19 protein-coding genes are annotated in these 15,202 nt (G+C 70.5%); 9 read left to right on the forward strand and 10 right to left on the reverse strand.

Annotated elements, in window-relative coordinates:
* The coding region (locus VGW35_06435) for a hypothetical protein (GenBank protein HEV8307289.1) at nt 1–162 on the forward strand (162 nt) is incomplete at its 5' end.
* Between the two features lie 178 nt (nt 163–340).
* Here the strand turns inward: VGW35_06435 and VGW35_06440 are convergent.
* Nucleotides 341–1,168: an MqnA/MqnD/SBP family protein gene (locus VGW35_06440; GenBank protein HEV8307290.1), complete on the reverse strand. Its 828-nt coding sequence runs from the start codon at nt 1,166–1,168 to the stop codon at nt 341–343.
* Nucleotides 1,169–1,245: 77 nt separating this feature from the next.
* On the opposite strand from VGW35_06440, the gene VGW35_06445 reads away from it, so the two are divergent.
* On the forward strand, nt 1,246–2,145 hold the full coding sequence (locus VGW35_06445) for an aminotransferase class IV (GenBank protein ID HEV8307291.1): 900 nt from the start codon (nt 1,246–1,248) through the stop codon (nt 2,143–2,145).
* Between the two features lie 48 nt (nt 2,146–2,193).
* Here the strand turns inward: VGW35_06445 and VGW35_06450 are convergent, their stop codons facing one another.
* Both VGW35_06450 and VGW35_06455 read right to left on the reverse strand, forming a co-directional pair.
* Complete coding sequence (locus VGW35_06450; protein HEV8307292.1) at nt 2,194–2,898, reverse strand: hypothetical protein; 705 nt, start codon at nt 2,896–2,898, stop codon at nt 2,194–2,196.
* 92 nt (nt 2,899–2,990) lie between these two features.
* Nucleotides 2,991–3,524: a GAF domain-containing protein gene (locus tag VGW35_06455; GenBank protein HEV8307293.1), complete on the reverse strand. Its 534-nt coding sequence runs from the start codon at nt 3,522–3,524 to the stop codon at nt 2,991–2,993.
* Between the two features lie 411 nt (nt 3,525–3,935).
* Here VGW35_06455 and VGW35_06460 point away from each other — a divergent pair, with 411 nt between their 5' ends.
* On the forward strand, nt 3,936–4,178 hold the full coding sequence (locus VGW35_06460; protein HEV8307294.1) for a hypothetical protein: 243 nt from the start codon (nt 3,936–3,938) through the stop codon (nt 4,176–4,178).
* Nucleotides 4,179–4,268: 90 nt separating this feature from the next.
* On the opposite strand, the gene VGW35_06465 is transcribed toward VGW35_06460, so the two are convergent.
* A complete protein-coding gene (locus VGW35_06465; GenBank protein HEV8307295.1) occupies nt 4,269–4,700 on the reverse strand; it encodes a hypothetical protein in 432 nt (143 codons plus the stop codon).
* Nucleotides 4,701–4,787: 87 nt separating this feature from the next.
* Nucleotides 4,788–5,681, reverse strand: a complete 894-nt coding sequence (mmsB, locus tag VGW35_06470) for a 3-hydroxyisobutyrate dehydrogenase (GenBank protein ID HEV8307296.1) — start codon at nt 5,679–5,681, stop codon at nt 4,788–4,790.
* 187 nt (nt 5,682–5,868) lie between these two features.
* Between mmsB and VGW35_06475 the strand changes: the two genes are divergently transcribed.
* Both VGW35_06475 and VGW35_06480 read left to right on the forward strand, forming a co-directional pair.
* On the forward strand, nt 5,869–6,060 hold the full coding sequence (locus VGW35_06475) for a hypothetical protein (protein HEV8307297.1): 192 nt from the start codon (nt 5,869–5,871) through the stop codon (nt 6,058–6,060).
* Between the two features lie 171 nt (nt 6,061–6,231).
* Entirely contained in the window at nt 6,232–6,651 is a 420-nt protein-coding gene (locus VGW35_06480; protein ID HEV8307298.1) for a hypothetical protein, read from the forward strand.
* An 83-nt stretch (nt 6,652–6,734) separates the two neighbouring features.
* Here the strand turns inward: VGW35_06480 and VGW35_06485 are convergent, their stop codons facing one another.
* Nucleotides 6,735–7,907, reverse strand: a complete 1,173-nt coding sequence (locus VGW35_06485; protein ID HEV8307299.1) for an anhydro-N-acetylmuramic acid kinase — start codon at nt 7,905–7,907, stop codon at nt 6,735–6,737.
* A 40-nt stretch (nt 7,908–7,947) separates the two neighbouring features.
* Entirely contained in the window at nt 7,948–8,928 is a 981-nt protein-coding gene (gene murQ / locus VGW35_06490) for an N-acetylmuramic acid 6-phosphate etherase (GenBank protein HEV8307300.1), read from the reverse strand.
* A 170-nt stretch (nt 8,929–9,098) separates the two neighbouring features.
* Between murQ and VGW35_06495 the strand changes: the two genes are divergently transcribed.
* Nucleotides 9,099–11,090: a HEAT repeat domain-containing protein gene (locus VGW35_06495; protein HEV8307301.1), complete on the forward strand. Its 1,992-nt coding sequence runs from the start codon at nt 9,099–9,101 to the stop codon at nt 11,088–11,090.
* Nucleotides 11,090–12,292, forward strand: coding sequence for an HD domain-containing phosphohydrolase (locus VGW35_06500; protein HEV8307302.1), 1,203 nt, complete (start codon nt 11,090–11,092; stop codon nt 12,290–12,292). The genes VGW35_06495 and VGW35_06500 overlap by 1 nt, the downstream gene beginning before the upstream one ends.
* 22 nt (nt 12,293–12,314) lie before the next feature.
* Here the strand turns inward: VGW35_06500 and VGW35_06505 are convergent, their stop codons facing one another.
* Entirely contained in the window at nt 12,315–12,563 is a 249-nt protein-coding gene (locus VGW35_06505) for a LuxR C-terminal-related transcriptional regulator (GenBank protein HEV8307303.1), read from the reverse strand.
* Between the two features lie 358 nt (nt 12,564–12,921).
* On the opposite strand from VGW35_06505, the gene VGW35_06510 reads away from it, so the two are divergent.
* Entirely contained in the window at nt 12,922–13,092 is a 171-nt protein-coding gene (locus tag VGW35_06510) for a hypothetical protein (GenBank protein ID HEV8307304.1), read from the forward strand.
* 517 nt (nt 13,093–13,609) lie between these two features.
* Here the strand turns inward: VGW35_06510 and VGW35_06515 are convergent.
* Both VGW35_06515 and VGW35_06520 read right to left on the reverse strand, forming a co-directional pair.
* Nucleotides 13,610–14,464: a Ku protein gene (locus VGW35_06515; protein ID HEV8307305.1), complete on the reverse strand. Its 855-nt coding sequence runs from the start codon at nt 14,462–14,464 to the stop codon at nt 13,610–13,612.
* Between the two features lie 170 nt (nt 14,465–14,634).
* Nucleotides 14,635–14,871 carry a hypothetical protein gene (locus VGW35_06520; GenBank protein ID HEV8307306.1) on the reverse strand — a complete coding sequence of 79 codons (237 nt, stop codon included), beginning with the start codon at nt 14,869–14,871 and terminating at the stop codon, nt 14,635–14,637.
* Nucleotides 14,872–14,965: 94 nt separating this feature from the next.
* On the opposite strand from VGW35_06520, the gene VGW35_06525 reads away from it, so the two are divergent.
* On the forward strand, nt 14,966–15,202 hold a 237-nt coding region (locus tag VGW35_06525), incomplete at its 3' end, for a hypothetical protein (protein HEV8307307.1).

Below are 15,202 nucleotides of genomic sequence, written 5' to 3' on the forward strand. Positions count from 1 at the left end.
GGCGCCGACGACTGGGGCGGCACGCTCCTCGAGGAGAACGTGCACAAGGCGGCCGACTACGTCAACACGATCGAGATCGAGGAGATCGCCACCTTGATCCGCGAGGCCGGCTTCCAGCCCGTCCAGCGCACCACCCTCTACGAGCCTGTCCACGCCCGCTGACGCGGGGTCCGTGCACCCCGAGCAGGAAACCCCCTGATGACGACACCCCGACGACTCGAACCCGGCAGCTCACCACGAGCCGCGCACCGCATCAGGCAGCGCTCCGAGCGGCGGCTTTGCCGCCGCAACCCCTTGGGGGTGGGCTTGGGAGGGGGTCGTCGAGACCCCCTCCCATGACCTACAGCGGGTCGAGCGGAGGCATGGCCTCCAGGAGGAGCTCCTTCACCGCGCGGCGGTAGAGCGTCTCCAGCGCGCGCCGGCCCTCGTCGCCGAGCGTCACCGTATAGTCGTTCACGTACATGTGGACGAACCGGTGACAGGTCTCGGCGTCAATCCCGCGCCCGTAGCGCATGGCGTAGCCGACCGCTTCGTCGGGATACGCGTGGGCGTACCGGATCGACTCCCGCAGCGCCTCTGACAGCTGCACCGCCAGCGTCTCGCCGAGATCCCGGCGCGTCACGTTGATCCCGAGCGGGATGGGCAGCCCGGTCTCCTTCGTCCAGCGCTCCCCGAGGTCCAGCACCTTGACGAGCCCCAGGGCGGCATACGTGATCTGGCCTTCGTGGATCAGGACCCCGGCGTGAGCCTGTCCCTCGCGCACGACCCGCGGGATCTGGTCGAAGGCGACCACGATGACGGGGGGGTCGCCCAGGGCCAGCCGGAGCAGGAGGTAAGCCGTCGTGCCGAGGCCCGGGACCGCGATCGCCTTCCGCCGGAGGGCGCGCTCGGCATATGGGCGCCGCGCCACGACGATCGGACCGTACCCCTTGCCCATGGACGCGCCGGGATCCATGATCCGGTAACGATCGGCGATGGCCGGGTAGGTGGCGCACGAGACCGCCGTCACCTCCAGCTCGCCGGTCGCGGCCCGCCGGTTCAGCGACTCGATGTCCTCCAGGACGTGCTCGATGCGCACACCGGGGATCTCCACCTTGCCGTGCGTGAGGGCGTAAAACATGAAGGCATCGTCGGGGTCCGGGCTGTGGCCGATCCGGATCGTTCGCATCCCACTCCCTCTGTCCCGGGCGGGTGTGGTAGGCTCGCTGCGGCTCCCGAGTATGGCGGAAAGTCGAAGGAGGCGCAATGGCTGACGGCATCGCGTTCATCGACGGTGAATACGTCCCGGCCCACGAGGCCCGAATCTCGATCTTCGACGTCGGCTTCACGCGCGGCGACGCGGTCTACGACACCGTGTCGGTCTGGAAAGGCGTGTTCTTCCGCCTGGACGACCACGTCGCGCGGTTCCTTCGCTCGTGCGGCGGCATGCGCCTCCGGTGCCCGCACCCGCCGGCCGAGCTCGAGCGCATCCTGGCCGAGTGCGTGGACCGCGCCGGGCTCCAGGACGCCTACGTCCAGATGATCGTGACCCGGGGCCGGTTCGCCGACCTCGCCGACCGCGATCCCCGGCACTGCCTCAACCGGTTCATCGGCTTCGCGCTGCCGTACATCTGGATCATCAGTCCCGAGAAGCAGGCGCGCGGGATCAACCTCGTGATCGCGCCGAACCGGCGGACGCCGACCGAGGCCATCGACCCGAGGATCAAGAACTTCAACTGGATGGATCTGGAGCGCGCCCTCTTCGAGGCTCTGGACCGGGGTGGCGACACGGGGGTGCTGTGCGCGCCCGACGGCTACCTGACCGAGGGGCCCGGGTTCAACCTCTTCCTGATCAAGGACGGGACGCTCTGGACTCCGCGGACCAACGTGCTCGAGGGGATCACCCGGCGAACCGTCTTCGAGCTCGCCGCCGAGGTCGGCCTCGCGACACGCGAGGGCGATCTCCCGCCCGACGCTCTACGGTCCGCGGACGAGGCCTTCCTCTCCTCGACCGCGGGCGGGATCATGCCGGTCAGTCAGGTGGACGGCCGTGCGCTTCAGAGCGGCCGACCCGGTCCCCTCACCACCCGGCTTCGCGCGCTGTACTGGGAGAAGCGCGAAGCGGGCTGGCTCGGCACTCCCGTCAAGGAACTGCTCACCCGCTGACCACCCGGCTGCCGCTCCCGTCCCTCGGAGCCTCGGGTCAACCAGGCGCTACGCGATTACCCGACCGCCGAGGGTGGGTGTTCCGCTCCGAGCGCGGGCTTCGCCCGCGCAACCCATCTCCTGGGGGAGGGTGTGGGAGGGGGCCGTCGAGGCCCCCTCCCAAACATAACGCGCCGTCGACCAGGTGACCTTTCCCGACTGGTTGAAGAGCGCGAGGCCCGGCGAGCCGTCCGCGCTCACGTCGAGCAGGGCCCGCCCCTTTCCCTCCTGGTCGTAGAGACCGAGCGCCAGGACCCCGTCGGCGGTCATGCCGAGCACGGCCCGGAGCTTCCCGTCTTTCTCGAGGCGCAGGGCCGGTCGCCCGTCCGCGTTCACAATCACCTTGACGGCGGTGCTCGAATTCGCGCCCGAGAGGTGGAGCTCCGACTGGGCCAGCACCGCGCGAATCCGCTCGTCCGGGTCGAGGAACATCAGCACGGGATCGCCGTCCTTCGACATGGCGAGCGTCGCGCGTATCACGCCGCTCTTGTCCCGCAAGACGAACTGATGCGCCTCGACCACATCAGCCGCCTTCCTCGGCAGCGGGAGCGGCGGCTCGGGGGCCGTGGCGACCGCCCGCGGCACGCCCTGACTCATCGCCAGGACAGTGGCGAGCCCGGCCAGCGACAGCATCCCCAGCCGTTTCCAACGCCGATTCGCGGTTTCCAGGCGTTCGAGGCGCCTGGCCAGGTCGGCGAGCTTGGCGTCGTTCATGGCACCCTCCCCTTTGCGATCCGGTGGCGGTCCCGAAGCTCACGATACCCTGCCCTCCCCGAGCGGCCTTGTCAAAGCTTTTTTCCGCGACCTCACCCGGGCCGCTCGGCGCGCCGGGCCTCCCGCACCGCCATCGCGCCGTGACCGGCGAGGACACCGAGGAGCTGGAGGTCCGTCTCGCTGAAGATCCGCCCGGGCCCGTCGAGGAGCCCGAGCGCGCCGAGGGTCTCACCGTCGGCCACCAGCGGGGCCGCCGCCACGGACCGGAGACCCTCCGCCGCGAGGCGCTCCCGCAGCCAGTCGGCCACGGGTATCCGGGAGTCGGTCGAGAGATCGCGCGACCAGACCGGCCGCCCCTCGGTCACCGCGCGGCCGGCCACGCCGACGCCGGCCGGCAGCACGCGCCCGACCCACCCGGTCGGCCCGTCGTCGGCGGCCGAGGCCACACACGCGAGCGTGTCGGCGAGCGGATCGCGGAGGAAGACGGCCACCCGGCGCACCCCGAAGAATCGGCGCGCGGCGACGGCCATCCGCGCGATGACCTCGACGAGCTCACGCGTCGCCGTGAGCTCGCGGCTCACCTGGGCGAGCGTCTCGAGATCGCGTGCGAACTGGTCGGAGCTCATGATGGCGGCCTCTGGGCTCGTCGGCGAAACTCTACGAAGGCCCGCCCGGGTCTGTCAACGGTCGCGGACACCCTCGCCTCGTCGCGCGCGCGATCCACGGCCCCCCGGACACGGCGAAGGCTTATCCACTTATCCACCGCCATCCACCGTCTCACAGTCGCCACGTCTGGCGCGCCTCTGAGGTGCGCGCTCCCTGCCGCGCCGCGACAGATCGGAATCCGTGGAGACCGCCAGCATGAACACCGGATCAATCCTCGCTGTGGACGACGTCGTGAGTGGACAGGCGCATGTCGATTGGTGAAACAAACTCTTGACACCGAGTGGGCCACTGAAGATTTATAGAGAGCGTTGACGGCGCCTTCTGCGTTGCGTCGCCCTCTTCAGTCATACGGTCGCGTTTGGAGGAACTTCATGGATGTCCCGCGGAAGCCTCTGGCCAAGTCCGAAGGCCGCAAGAAGCTCAAGGCAAGTGGTCTCGTCATTCAGTGGCGCGGGACGGCCAGCCTCGACGACTGGGTCGCCTTCATCGTGAACGGAACGCGATCGAAACGCCTGATCCTCGCCGACCACACCTCCGAGCGGCGGGTCAAGGCGTTGCTCAGCCGGATCGAAGGACTCTCGAAGCGGGAGATCGAGCGGTTGGCGAAAGGCTGACCCGGACTTCGCTGGTCGATCCCTCTGCCGCGTCACTCCGCGCCCCCGGCTCGCGACCGCCGGGGGCGTCGGCTGGTCTCGGGAAAGACGCTAGCGTTGATCGATGGAAGCGGGGGCGGCCGGCTGGGCTTCGCCGAGCGGGACGCCCCACTGGAACGTCAGCCCGAAGGCGACACCTCCGCTGTTCTGCGGAATGTCGAAGGGCACGGCCGGCGCCGTCCAGCCGCTCAGACCGAACCGGACCCCGGTCTCTTTCCCGGTGGGTACCGTGGCCACGAACGGCGTGATGAACGCCGGCTCATAGCGCGCCTTGGGGGGATCGAAGTAGAAGTCCTGCTCCCGCCCTCGGCGCTGCTCGAGGGGCAGCGTGCGCTGGAGCCCCAGTTCGGGCGTCGGCGGCGCGGGTGACGGGGCCGTGACACCCAGCTCGCCACGGGGCTCCTGCGCGGCGGCCGGGTCTCCCGGCCCCACCATTGCTGCCAGGACCAGTGCCACGAAACCGAGCATGACCCATTGCGTCATGGCAAGACCTCCTCCCCGACCCTACCGTGAGAGGCAAGGACCATGCCGGCCGGAACCGGCACCCGTGGGTCGGCGGAGGGAGGGCTGCTATTCCCGAGAGCCCGTCAAGAGCCGGATGACCGAGGAGAAATCCTTCCGTCCGAGGCCGTGGCGACTGGCCAGGGTGTAGAGCTCGTGAGCCAGCCCGCCCGTGAAGCACGTCGTCCCGAGGTCGCGCGCCGCCGCCCGCGCCAGCGAGAGGTCCTTGGCCATCAGGTCCGTCATGAACCCGGCGGCGAACCCGTTGTTCGACGCGGCCTTCGGAACGAGCCCCGGCACCGGGCAATTGTGCTGGAGGGCCCAGCAGTCGCCCGAGCTCTTGGCGATGACGTCGTGGAGGACCTTCGGGTCCACCCCGGCCCGGATGCCGATGGTGAACGCCTCGGCCACCGCGATCATGGAGACCCCGGCGATCAGGTTGTTGCAGATCTTGGCGACCTCGCCGGAGCCGAGGGGACCCACATGGATCACGTTCCGGCCCATCGTGCTCAGGATGGGCCGGACCGATTCGACCAGCGCGGTCTCACCGCCCACCATGATGGTCAGTGTGCCCTCGACGGCGCGGGGCACCGCACCCGAGACCGGCGCGTCCACAAGCCGCACTCCGGCGGCGGCCAGGCGTTCCCCCACCCGGCGCGTCGTCGCGGGATCGATCGTGCTCATGTCGATGCAGGTGAGTCCCCGCCGCGCTCCTTCCAGGATGCCGTTGGGACCGAGGTAGGCGGCCTCCACGTCGGGCGAGTTCGGCAGCATGGTGATGAGCACCTCGACGCGGCCCGCCGTGTCGGCGGCGGACTTCCCGGTCGAGGCGCCCCGAGCCGCTGCCGCCTCTAGGGCCTCGGAGCGGAGGTCGAAGACCTCCACCTTGTAGCCGGCCCCGAGGAGGTTCGTGACCATGGGGAGGCCCATGTTGCCGATGCCGATGAAGCCGATCGAGGTCATGCGTGAGCCCTCGGCACCCGGCGCTCGGGGTGCCCGATATCTCTGGTGGTGACACGTCCTCGCCGGCCCTGTCGCAGCGCGCGGCGGCGACGGCCAGTCTACACTGGGACCCGTTCATCGCCAAGCTGCGGCCACGGGAGGCCCCATCCCGGGCGCATGCTAGTATCCAGTTGAGCAGGGAGGTCGGATGCCCGCCTGGGACTGGGTCGCGCTCGTCGTCGGCACGGGCCTCGGGGTCGTCTCGCTCACGGCCGACCTCATCGGAATCGGTGGCTATCCGGGGTTCGGCTGGAAGCAGGCATTGGGGACGGTCGTCGCCGTCACGCTCGTCGCCGGCGGCGCTCTGCGGATCATACGCCGCGATCGGAAACGCCGGTGAGCCGGCCCGGGCCGATCCCCGTCGCATCCCGTCGTCCTCGGTCGTCGGCGGCTCTCAACGTATGCGGCATACGCCTCGAGCCGCCTCCTCCCTGCGTCCTAGGGCTGCTCGGGTCTCGGCCCGGTTCCATTCGCACGGACCCGATCCCACCGCCGGTCCGAAGAAACGCCGGTGAGCCGGCCCCGCCCGATGTTCGCGGCAGCGAGCGCCGGTGAGGGCATGACCGCCGACGGCGGCCGCACCAACCAGGCTCGCGTCCTCGAACGGCTTCGACTGGCCGGGCGCAAGGGAGACCGCGCCGCCCTCGCCCTGGCCCTCGATGAGATGCGGACCCTGGCCTTTACGCCCCGCTACTGGCTGAAGTACCTCACCCTCCTCCAGCATCCCCTGGCGCGGCTCGTCGATCTCCTCATCATCAAGCAGGGAGACAAGATCGCCCGTCAGAAGGCCTGGACGGAAGTCCCCGGGCGGCGCCGGAAGCCGCGGAAGCCCGCGAAGCCGCGACGGGCCAAGCCTCCGGCGGCCACCCGCGCCCGACCGCGCCGACGCCGGTCGGCCGTCGAGCAGCCCCTGCTCTTCCCGGACCTCTGAGTCGAGATCGGAGGGGTGTTCCGGTGCGGCGGCAGAAGGCGCCGCTCGGAATGGACGTTTCAGCGGTCGGCGATGGCGTGTCGTCAGGGCAGGACGATCTTGCCCAGCACCCGAGGCCCTGCAGCGCCGGTCGAGGCGGGAAGGTTTCCCGGCCGGCCGAAGAGGGTCTCGTTCGCCAGCACGGCGAACGCCACCGCCTCTTTCGCCTCGGGATCCATGCCGAATTCCTCCAGCGACCGCACGGGGACGGGCGCCAGGGCTTCGCCGAGGGCTCCCATGAGCGTCCGGTTTCGGGCACCCCCGCCGGAGGCGAGCACCTCGTCGATCCGCTGTGGGACGTGACGCCGGAGCCCGTCTGCGACCGCTTCTGCCACGAAGCGCGTGAGGGTCGCCAGGAGATCGGCCTCCTGACCGGCGAAGCGGTCCAGGAGGGGGCGCACGAACGCCGCGCCGAAGGTCTCGCGCCCGGTAGACTTGGGCGGCCGGGCGGTCAGGAACGGGTGACCGAGAAGCTCCCGCACGAGGTCGCCGTCGACCCGCCCGCAGGCGGCCCGGGTTCCGTCGCGGTCGAACGTCTCGGCGCCGCTCGTCCAGGCCGACACCACGAGGTCGAGCGGCATGTTGGCCGGCCCGAGGTCGAAGGCGCGCACGTCCGCCGCACCGTCGCTGAGCACGGTCACGTTGGCGATGCCGCCAAGGTTCAGGCACGCCCGGACCCGCCCGGGACTCCGGAAGAGGAGCCAGTCCACCAGCGGCACGAGCGGGGCGCCCTCCCCGCCGGCGGCGACGTCGCGTGGCCTGAAGTCCGCCACCACGGGCAGGCCGGTCCGCTCGGCGATGATGGCCGGCTCGCCGACCTGGAGGGTGGCCCCCCGGCCACCGGTGGAGGCGGACCGGGGGTGGTGGCGGGCGGTCTGGCCGTGGGAGCCGATCAGGTGAACGGCGAGGCCCCGATCTTGCGCCGGTCCGATGACCATGAGCGCCGCGCGCGCGAACTCTTCTCCGACCTCGTAGTGGGCGCGGAGGAGCTCCTCGGCCGTGGCTTCGCCGAGCGCGAGCACCCGACTGCGGAGCGAGGACGGGTACGGGTGGGTGGCGAACGCGACGACGCGGATGCGCGTGGTCTCGCCCGCCCCTTCCACCTCGACCAGCGCCGCGTCGACGCCGTCGGCGCTCGTGCCCGACATGAGCCCCACGATCCGCCGCGGGCTCACCCCGCGGAGGGCCACGAACGCCGCCAGGGGGTCGAGGCTCACCGGGGCTCCATCGGGAAGACCGGCGCCGCCATGCTCGGCATCAGGACCGCGTCCCGGCCCGGGCCGGCGCACGGCGGGAATCCCCGACCAGCGCGCCGAGGTCGTCGCCGTGCGCGCGGAGCAGGCGCCGCGCCGTCTCCCGGGACACATGCCGCCGATGCATGACGATCGCCACCTTCGGACGCCCCCCGGCCCGTCGGAGGAGCGCGCCGGCTGTGAGGGCCGACAGGCCGGTCAGCGCGCCGACGATGCGGAGCGCGCGGGCCCGGAGCTTCCGATTCGTGGGCCGGACGTCGACCATCAGGTTGCCGTAGACCTTCCCCAGCCGGACCATCGCCGCCGTGGTGAGGGTGTGGAGGACCATCTTGGTGGCGAGGCCGGCTTTCATCCGGGTCGAGCCCGCCACGACCTCAGGCCCCACCCGCGGCGCGATCGTGATCTCGGCCAGGGCCTGGAGCCGCGGCGACGGGGCGCAGGTCACCGCCACCGTTCGCGCCCCGCGTCGTCGCGCCGCGGTGAGGGCCGCCAGCGCGAAGGGCGTGACACCGCTCGCGCAGATCGCGCAGACGACGTCCCGAGGTCCCACCCGAAGGCGCGCCACCGCCTGGCGGGCGTCGGAGGCCCGATCCTCGGCTCCCTCCACCGCCCGCCAGAGCGCCCGGCGACCGCCGGCGATGATCCCGACGACGCGCCCGGGTGGGACCCCGAAAGTCGGAGGGCACTCGGCCGCGTCGAGGACGCCGAGCCGTCCGCTCGTGCCGGCCCCGACGTAGATGAGGCGGCCGCCGTCGCGGAGCGCGGTGGTCACGGCTTCGACCGCCCGCGTGAGCGGCCGCCGCACGGCGGCCACGCTGGCCGCCGCCCGCCGGTCCTCGGCGGTGATCGTCGCCACCAGCGCCAAGAGCCGCATCCGGTCCAAGCGGCGGGTCCGGCGATTGGCCTGCTCGGTGGGAAGGGCGGCATAATCGGGCTGGCCGCGGCGAACCCGGGGCGCGCGGCGGGTCGGTCGGGCGCTGGACACGCTGGCTTTCTTTGTAGCCCAGGCCGTTCCGAGGTGTCAAGCCGAGGCCGCAGGGGGGAACCGCGGCCGCGCTCGGAGCCCTTTATTTCCGCCGATCTCCGGGGTCTGTTACAATGCCCCCCGATCCGAGCCTGGGGGCGCCGTCGACCCGGCCTCCCCGAGAGGTAGCGATGACGACCTCGCAGCTCCCGCAGATCGTCGAAGGCTTCCTGAAGGAATTCCTGGGGGCCAAGAAGGCCGTCCAGCTCTACCCGGCCGGCAACCCGCTGGCCACCGAGTGGCTCCAGCGCCTTCACCGGGCTCTCGAGAATGCCCAGAAAGAGGGGCTCCCGGGACTCCTCCGCATCGCTCCCGGCCGCTTCGAGTGGGATGGGGGCCAGCTAATTACCCGTGACCCTTCGCTCGAGGCCTTCCGCTTCGAGCTGCAGACCCGCCGGATCACCGAGATGGCCATCGACCCCGGCGTGGAGTCCTGGGAGCTCCAGGAGTTCCTCGAGTGCCTCAACATGAGACAGCAGGACGTGGAAGCCGCCGGCGGGCTCCCGACCCTCCTCGGTCAGCGAAACGTCGTCCACATCACGTTGCGGGGGCCGTTGTGGGGTGAAGGCACGGGGGTGGCCGGCGGACCCGTCCTCGCCGGGAGCCGCCTCGATCTCCTCGAGGGCCTGGTCAACACCATCCTCGAGGCGCTGGCCGAGGATTTCCGGACGCTGACGTACGACCGCCTGCGGCTCTCCGCGTGGTTCCACGAGCTGAGCCATCCCGGCGACCGTGCCGAGATCGTCTTCCGCGCCGTGCAGATGCTCATTCCGCTCATCGAGATCGAGCCGGATCGGGAGATCCGCTATCGCACCCTGAACGAGTCCCTGGTGTCGCTCCCGGACCCCTTGCGATCGACGATCGTGAGCGCGTGGCTGATGCCGGCCGTGCGGACCGATCTCAACGTCGTGAACCTCCTCACCCGGTTCTCGGGCGACGAGTTCGCGGAGCTGGCGGGGCTCATACCGGCCAATGCCCTGGAGGCTCTTCGGGCCGACATCGAAGCCCTCCCGGCCGAGGAATGGAAGAAGGCTCGGCTGTCCGAGAGCCTGGAAGACGCGCTGGCCGAGAAGGAGGTCGCCACCGCGCCGATCGAGGCTCTCATCACGGACGACGATCCCGGGCTCTTGAAGCTCCGCGACGCCGCGCGGGAGGGCAGCGCGCCGGAACACATCCTCGGGCACAGCATCAGCGTCTTCTTTCACCTGATCGGCGAGACGGAGGCGGAGGCCTATCCCGTCTTTCTGGTGGACGCGCTCGAGGAGGCCGTCGCCGAGGCCCTGTCCCGTGACCGGCTCGCTCTCGCCCTGCGCATCCTCCAGTCCCTGGGCCAGGCCGATCGCCTCCGGCCGGAGTGGCTGGTGGAGCACCAGCGGCGCCTGGGGCTGCTCCACCGGCGCCTCTCGGGGCGCTCGCACATCCTGCTGCTCGCCGATCTTCTGCGCCGAAGCGAGAGTCCCGACGACGTTCCGAGCGGCGCCGAGTACCTCCGGATCCTGGGTCCGGAGGCGATCGGGGAGTTCATCGGCGTCTACGCCGAGGATCAGGACAGCGCCGCTCGCAGCCGGATGCTCGACGTCCTCGCCGCGGTCGGGCCCGGCGCGTCGTCCGCCATCCGGGCCTGGGTGGGTGACAGCCGGTGGCTGGTCGCCCGCGCCATGATCGCGCTGCTCGCCCGCATCGGCGATGCCTCCGCGTTCGAGGCTATCGAGAAGGTGGCCCGCTACGACCATCCCCATGTCCGCCGCGAGGTGGCTCGAGCCCTGGCGACGCTGGGCGGCAAGCGAGCGATGAAGCCGCTCCTCGAGTACCTCGCGGACCCCGACGGCGAGGTACGGCTCACGGCGATCCGCGCCCTCGGAAACCTGATGGACGCGGCGGCGGTGGGTCCGCTCCGTGAGTTCCTGGCCACCCCGACCCGGACCGCGTCCGATTTGCTCGTCAAGCGCGAGATGATCTCGGCGCTGGCTTCGATCGCGAGCCCGGAGGCCCGCGCCGTCCTGGAGGCGATCGCCAGCCGCCGCCTCTGGCCCTGGCAGCGAAACGAGCTGACGGTCCGGGGCCTCGCCGAGGAGGCGATCAAGTCGATGGGGCCGGCGCCAGCCGGCGCCCGGGAGGCCTGATGGCGTCGATCAGCGAGCTGCCGCGTGACCAGATCGAGCAGGTCTTCGCCCAGCTCAACGGCCTGCTCCGGCTGGCCGGCCTCTACCCGTCCCGGCATCCTCAGATCCAGCGCGCCCAGCAGGGGTTCCTGCAGGCGCTGGCCGGCTGCCTCGAGTACCAGAGCGCCCTCGAGTACCGCTTCCTCGGCGACCTCCTGATCGCGGGAAACCGGATCCTCCCCCGGGAGAGCATGATGTACCGCCGGTTCCTGGAGGTCTGCCAGGCCGAGCGCGGCATCGGCGCGATCATCTTCCACTACGGCGTGACCGAGACGGAGATCGAAGCGCTCGCCGAGATCCTCGGCAGCGGCAGCCCGGCCGACGTCGCTGGCTGGGCCGAGAAGAAGGGTGTGACCCACATCGTCCTCGAGCCCCCGGCCAAGCGCGAGGAGCAGACCAGCGAGGTCATGGCCCGTCGCGCGTACTTCGGAGCGGTGGAGATGCTGCGCACCGTCGAGGCGGGGATCCTCCGGCGGGAGCCGGTCACCGTGGAGCAGCTTTCGTCCCTACGCGTCCTCACCTCGGCCATCCTGGAACAGATCCTGGCCGACCCCTCCCTGGTGCTGAGGCTGGCCAACATCAAGTCTTACGACGAGTACACGCTCTATCACTCCGTGAACGTGTGCGTCTTGTCGATCAGCATCGGAGCCATGCTCGGGCTGCCGGACGGCGACCTGCGTGAGCTGGCCGTCGCGGCCATCCTCCACGACCTGGGGAAGATCACCATTCCGGTGGAGATCCTGCAGAAGAGCCGGCCACTCGAAGAGTCCGAGTGGGCCGTCATGCGCCGCTATCCCCTCCGGGGCGCCGACATGCTCAGCCGTATTCCTGGATTCAACCGGATCCCGATGATCGTGGCCTTCGAACACCAGATCCGGGAAGATCGGCTCGGCTACCCGTCAGTGTCGACGACCTGGGAGCTCCACCCCTTCAGTCAGATCGTCGGAGTGGCCGACGCCTACGACTCGATGACCACGCTCCGGAAGCACAAGCGGCCGTTGCCCGCCCTCCGGGCGCTGGCCGTGCTGCGACAGGCCGGTCAACAGGCCTACGATCCCCGCCTCGTGCGGATTCTCGAGCGGATCATCCGCTCCACGCCCGTCGGGCCGGTTCGCACGACCCCGGGCAGTCCGGCCACCGCCGCCCCGGGCCCCGCGCGGTAAGCACGCGCCGCCGGCCGTCCTCTCAGGTCTGCGCCACCGGCTCCGCGGAACCCAGCCACCCGCGGGCCCGCGCGGTCAGGACGAGCTGGACGGAATTCTTGGCGCCGCCCTTCCGGAGGAGGTTCTGGCGGAAGACCTCGACGGTCTTCGGGCTGATCCCGAGGTGACTGGCGATCTCCTTCGAGGTCCAGCCTTCGGCGACCAGCCTCAGCACCTCGTTCTCGCGCGGCGTCAGGTCACGTTCCTTTCTCGACATCACACTCATCAGCATCCGACGCTCCTCTCCTGGCCCCTCGAACGTCCCCGGGGGCCGCCCGGCATAGGGCAAATCGGGTGCCAATCAAGGGCCTACGGCTAAGTGCCTGTCCGTACGAGCGTTCGAGGTCTCCTCTTCCGTCGAGCCGGCCATCCGGGGCTAGGCAAGCCTTACCGACTCTCGGGTGCGCGCGCCTCATCCCCGTCAGCGGAGCCGCGGCTCCGCCGGCTGCCTGGCGGCCATCGGGTCTCTGGTGTCTCCCGCCCCGCGTGACTTGACGGCCCGGCTCCTCGGCACCTCGGTTGCACTTCAGCCCTGGCGGTTTGGGTCGACGCACTCGCCGACGTCGCCCTCACGAGAGAGGAAAGGCGCGATGAGGATGTGCCCGCGCTGCCAGATCGAGGGGCGGCCGCAGGAGATCGCGGTGGCCCTGACCCGCTGGACCGACAAGGGAACGCAGACAACGCTCCGCTGTGCGCGGTGCGGCTGGCAGGGAACCGAAAAGGAGGCGGCGGATCAGGGGGCCCGCGAGCAGGCCGCGTGAGCCAATCCCGGGACCGCTTCCGTCGACGAACCGCCGAGCCGGGCAGCTTGGTCTGAGAGAGGGGGCCGGCGAGGCCCCCTCTCACGAGTCAGGCGGGGCGACGTTTCCTACGAGACTCCTCGGTGGGCAGCCGGTACCATGCTTCGAGCGGGCAGGTGTCGACCCACCCGCAACCCTGGCATCGCATCGTCATCCACTGCCGTGTCTCGCTCGACCACGTATTCGCCACGAGTCGGTCTTGGCGGCAGTTCGGGCACCTCATCGTCCGTCACTCTGGGCGGCACCGGACCCGACCCCTCAGGCCGCTCGTCGGAGTTCACTTCCTCGCTTCTCACTCTTGATCGTACACCCCATCCGATCCGACGCATGCAGCACCCAGTTCCCCCGCTCAGGAGCAAGACCCGTGCCGGCGCCGCCCGGGAGCACCGGGCGCCAGGGGAGGCGCCCGCCGGTCGCGGATCTGCCCGGAAGGGCGGCCGGTGGCGCGCGGCCCACGATTCACGCCCATCCCGGGTCGTCAGGCCGCCTTCGGTCGCGCTCGCTGGCGCCGACGCCGCGTCGGACGTCTCTCGAGCTCGGCCCCGCGGGCTCGCCCGGCCGCCTTCCCCAGCGGCTTCCGCACCCCCTCCAGCGATTCCCGGAGCGCCTCCATCAGGTTGACCGTCTTGGCGGCGGGCCTCGCGACCTCGGGCACCTCGATCGCCTCCCCGGCGGCTTTGGCCTTGATGATCGCCAGCAGCGTCTCCCGATACTCATCGTGAAGCTTTCGGGGCTCGAACTCCTGGGCCAAGGCGTCGATGTACTGCTCGGCGAACTTCACTTCCTGGGCCTGGGGCTTGCCGCGTGACCAGTCGGCCTCGAATGTGCGAACCTCGTCAGCGTAGTAGAGCGTGTGGAGGACCAGCACGTCGCCTGACGGCCGCAGGAGAGCGTACTGCTGGCGGTTCGCCATCACGAAGGTCACCACCGCGGCCTTGGCGGTCTTCTGGAGCGCCCTGAGAAGCACCTCGTAGGGCCTCTCCATGTCCTTCTGGGGTCCCACGAAATAGGAGCGTTCGAGGTAGATCGGATCCACGGCAGCCTGGTCGACGAACTGGACCACCGCGATGGCCCGGGTGGTCGCGCGCTCGGCCTTCTCGAAGTCCTCCTTTCCGACGATGACGTAGCCGCCATCGACCTTGTAGCCCTTCACAACCTCCTTTCGGCCGACCGGGCGGTCTTCCCGGGAGCAGTAGAGCCGATACTCGATGGGACTCTCGTCCTTGGCGTGAAGCAGATCGAGATCGAGGGTCGTGGACCGGGCGGCGACGTGGAGGTCGACCGGGATGGAAACGAGCCCGAAGGTGATGATGCCTTTCCGAACGGCGGCCATGGGCAGCTACCTCCTGGAAGGGGCCGAGCAAACGGGGTGCCAGCCTGCATCGCGGGTTCGGGAGCGCGTGGGCGGCTGCGCCGGCCGCGTCACGGAAGAACAGCAGACTCGCGCGCAGCGCCCGATGGGAGCCGCGCGCGAGTCTGTGGGGCAGGATCGCCCGAGCCGAGCTACGAGATCTTGCGAGGCCGGTCGCGATCCCGGTCGTAGACCTCCACGTCACGCTCCACCCGCCGGTCGACGATGACCTCGCGATCCCCACGCGCGCTCATGGCGACGAGCGCGATGACGATGCCCACGAACACGACCCCCAGAATCAGGGCCGTCATCGGGGTGAGGCCGAAGACCCTCGTCTCGCCGACCACCTGATCGGCAGGCCGTCCCGGCGTCCCAGGCAGGGGCGTCACGGGCTGATCCTGGCTCCGCGGGACGGGCTGGCCCTGTGGGCTACCCGGCCTGTCCTGCGCACTCGTCCCGGGGCCGCTCGGGGCGCCGGGTGTCGTGGCCGAGCCGGGCTGGCCGGGCGCCGGGGCCGGCGGATTCGCCGGCGCGGTCCCCACCTCGGGCTTGTTGGCCGGGGGCGTCGAGGGGGCCGATCCTTCCGTGGTGCCCGGGCTCACGGGCGCGCTCGTCTGCGCCCAGCTCGACACACCCACCAGCAAGCACGCGCTGATCAGTATCACGATCGTCGTTTTCATGCTTCACCTCCGGCGGTTTCGATTGAGCAAGGCCGATGCC

This window comes from Candidatus Methylomirabilota bacterium, from assembly GCA_036005065.1.
GTDB lineage: Bacteria > Methylomirabilota > Methylomirabilia > Rokubacteriales > DASRDR01 > DASYQW01.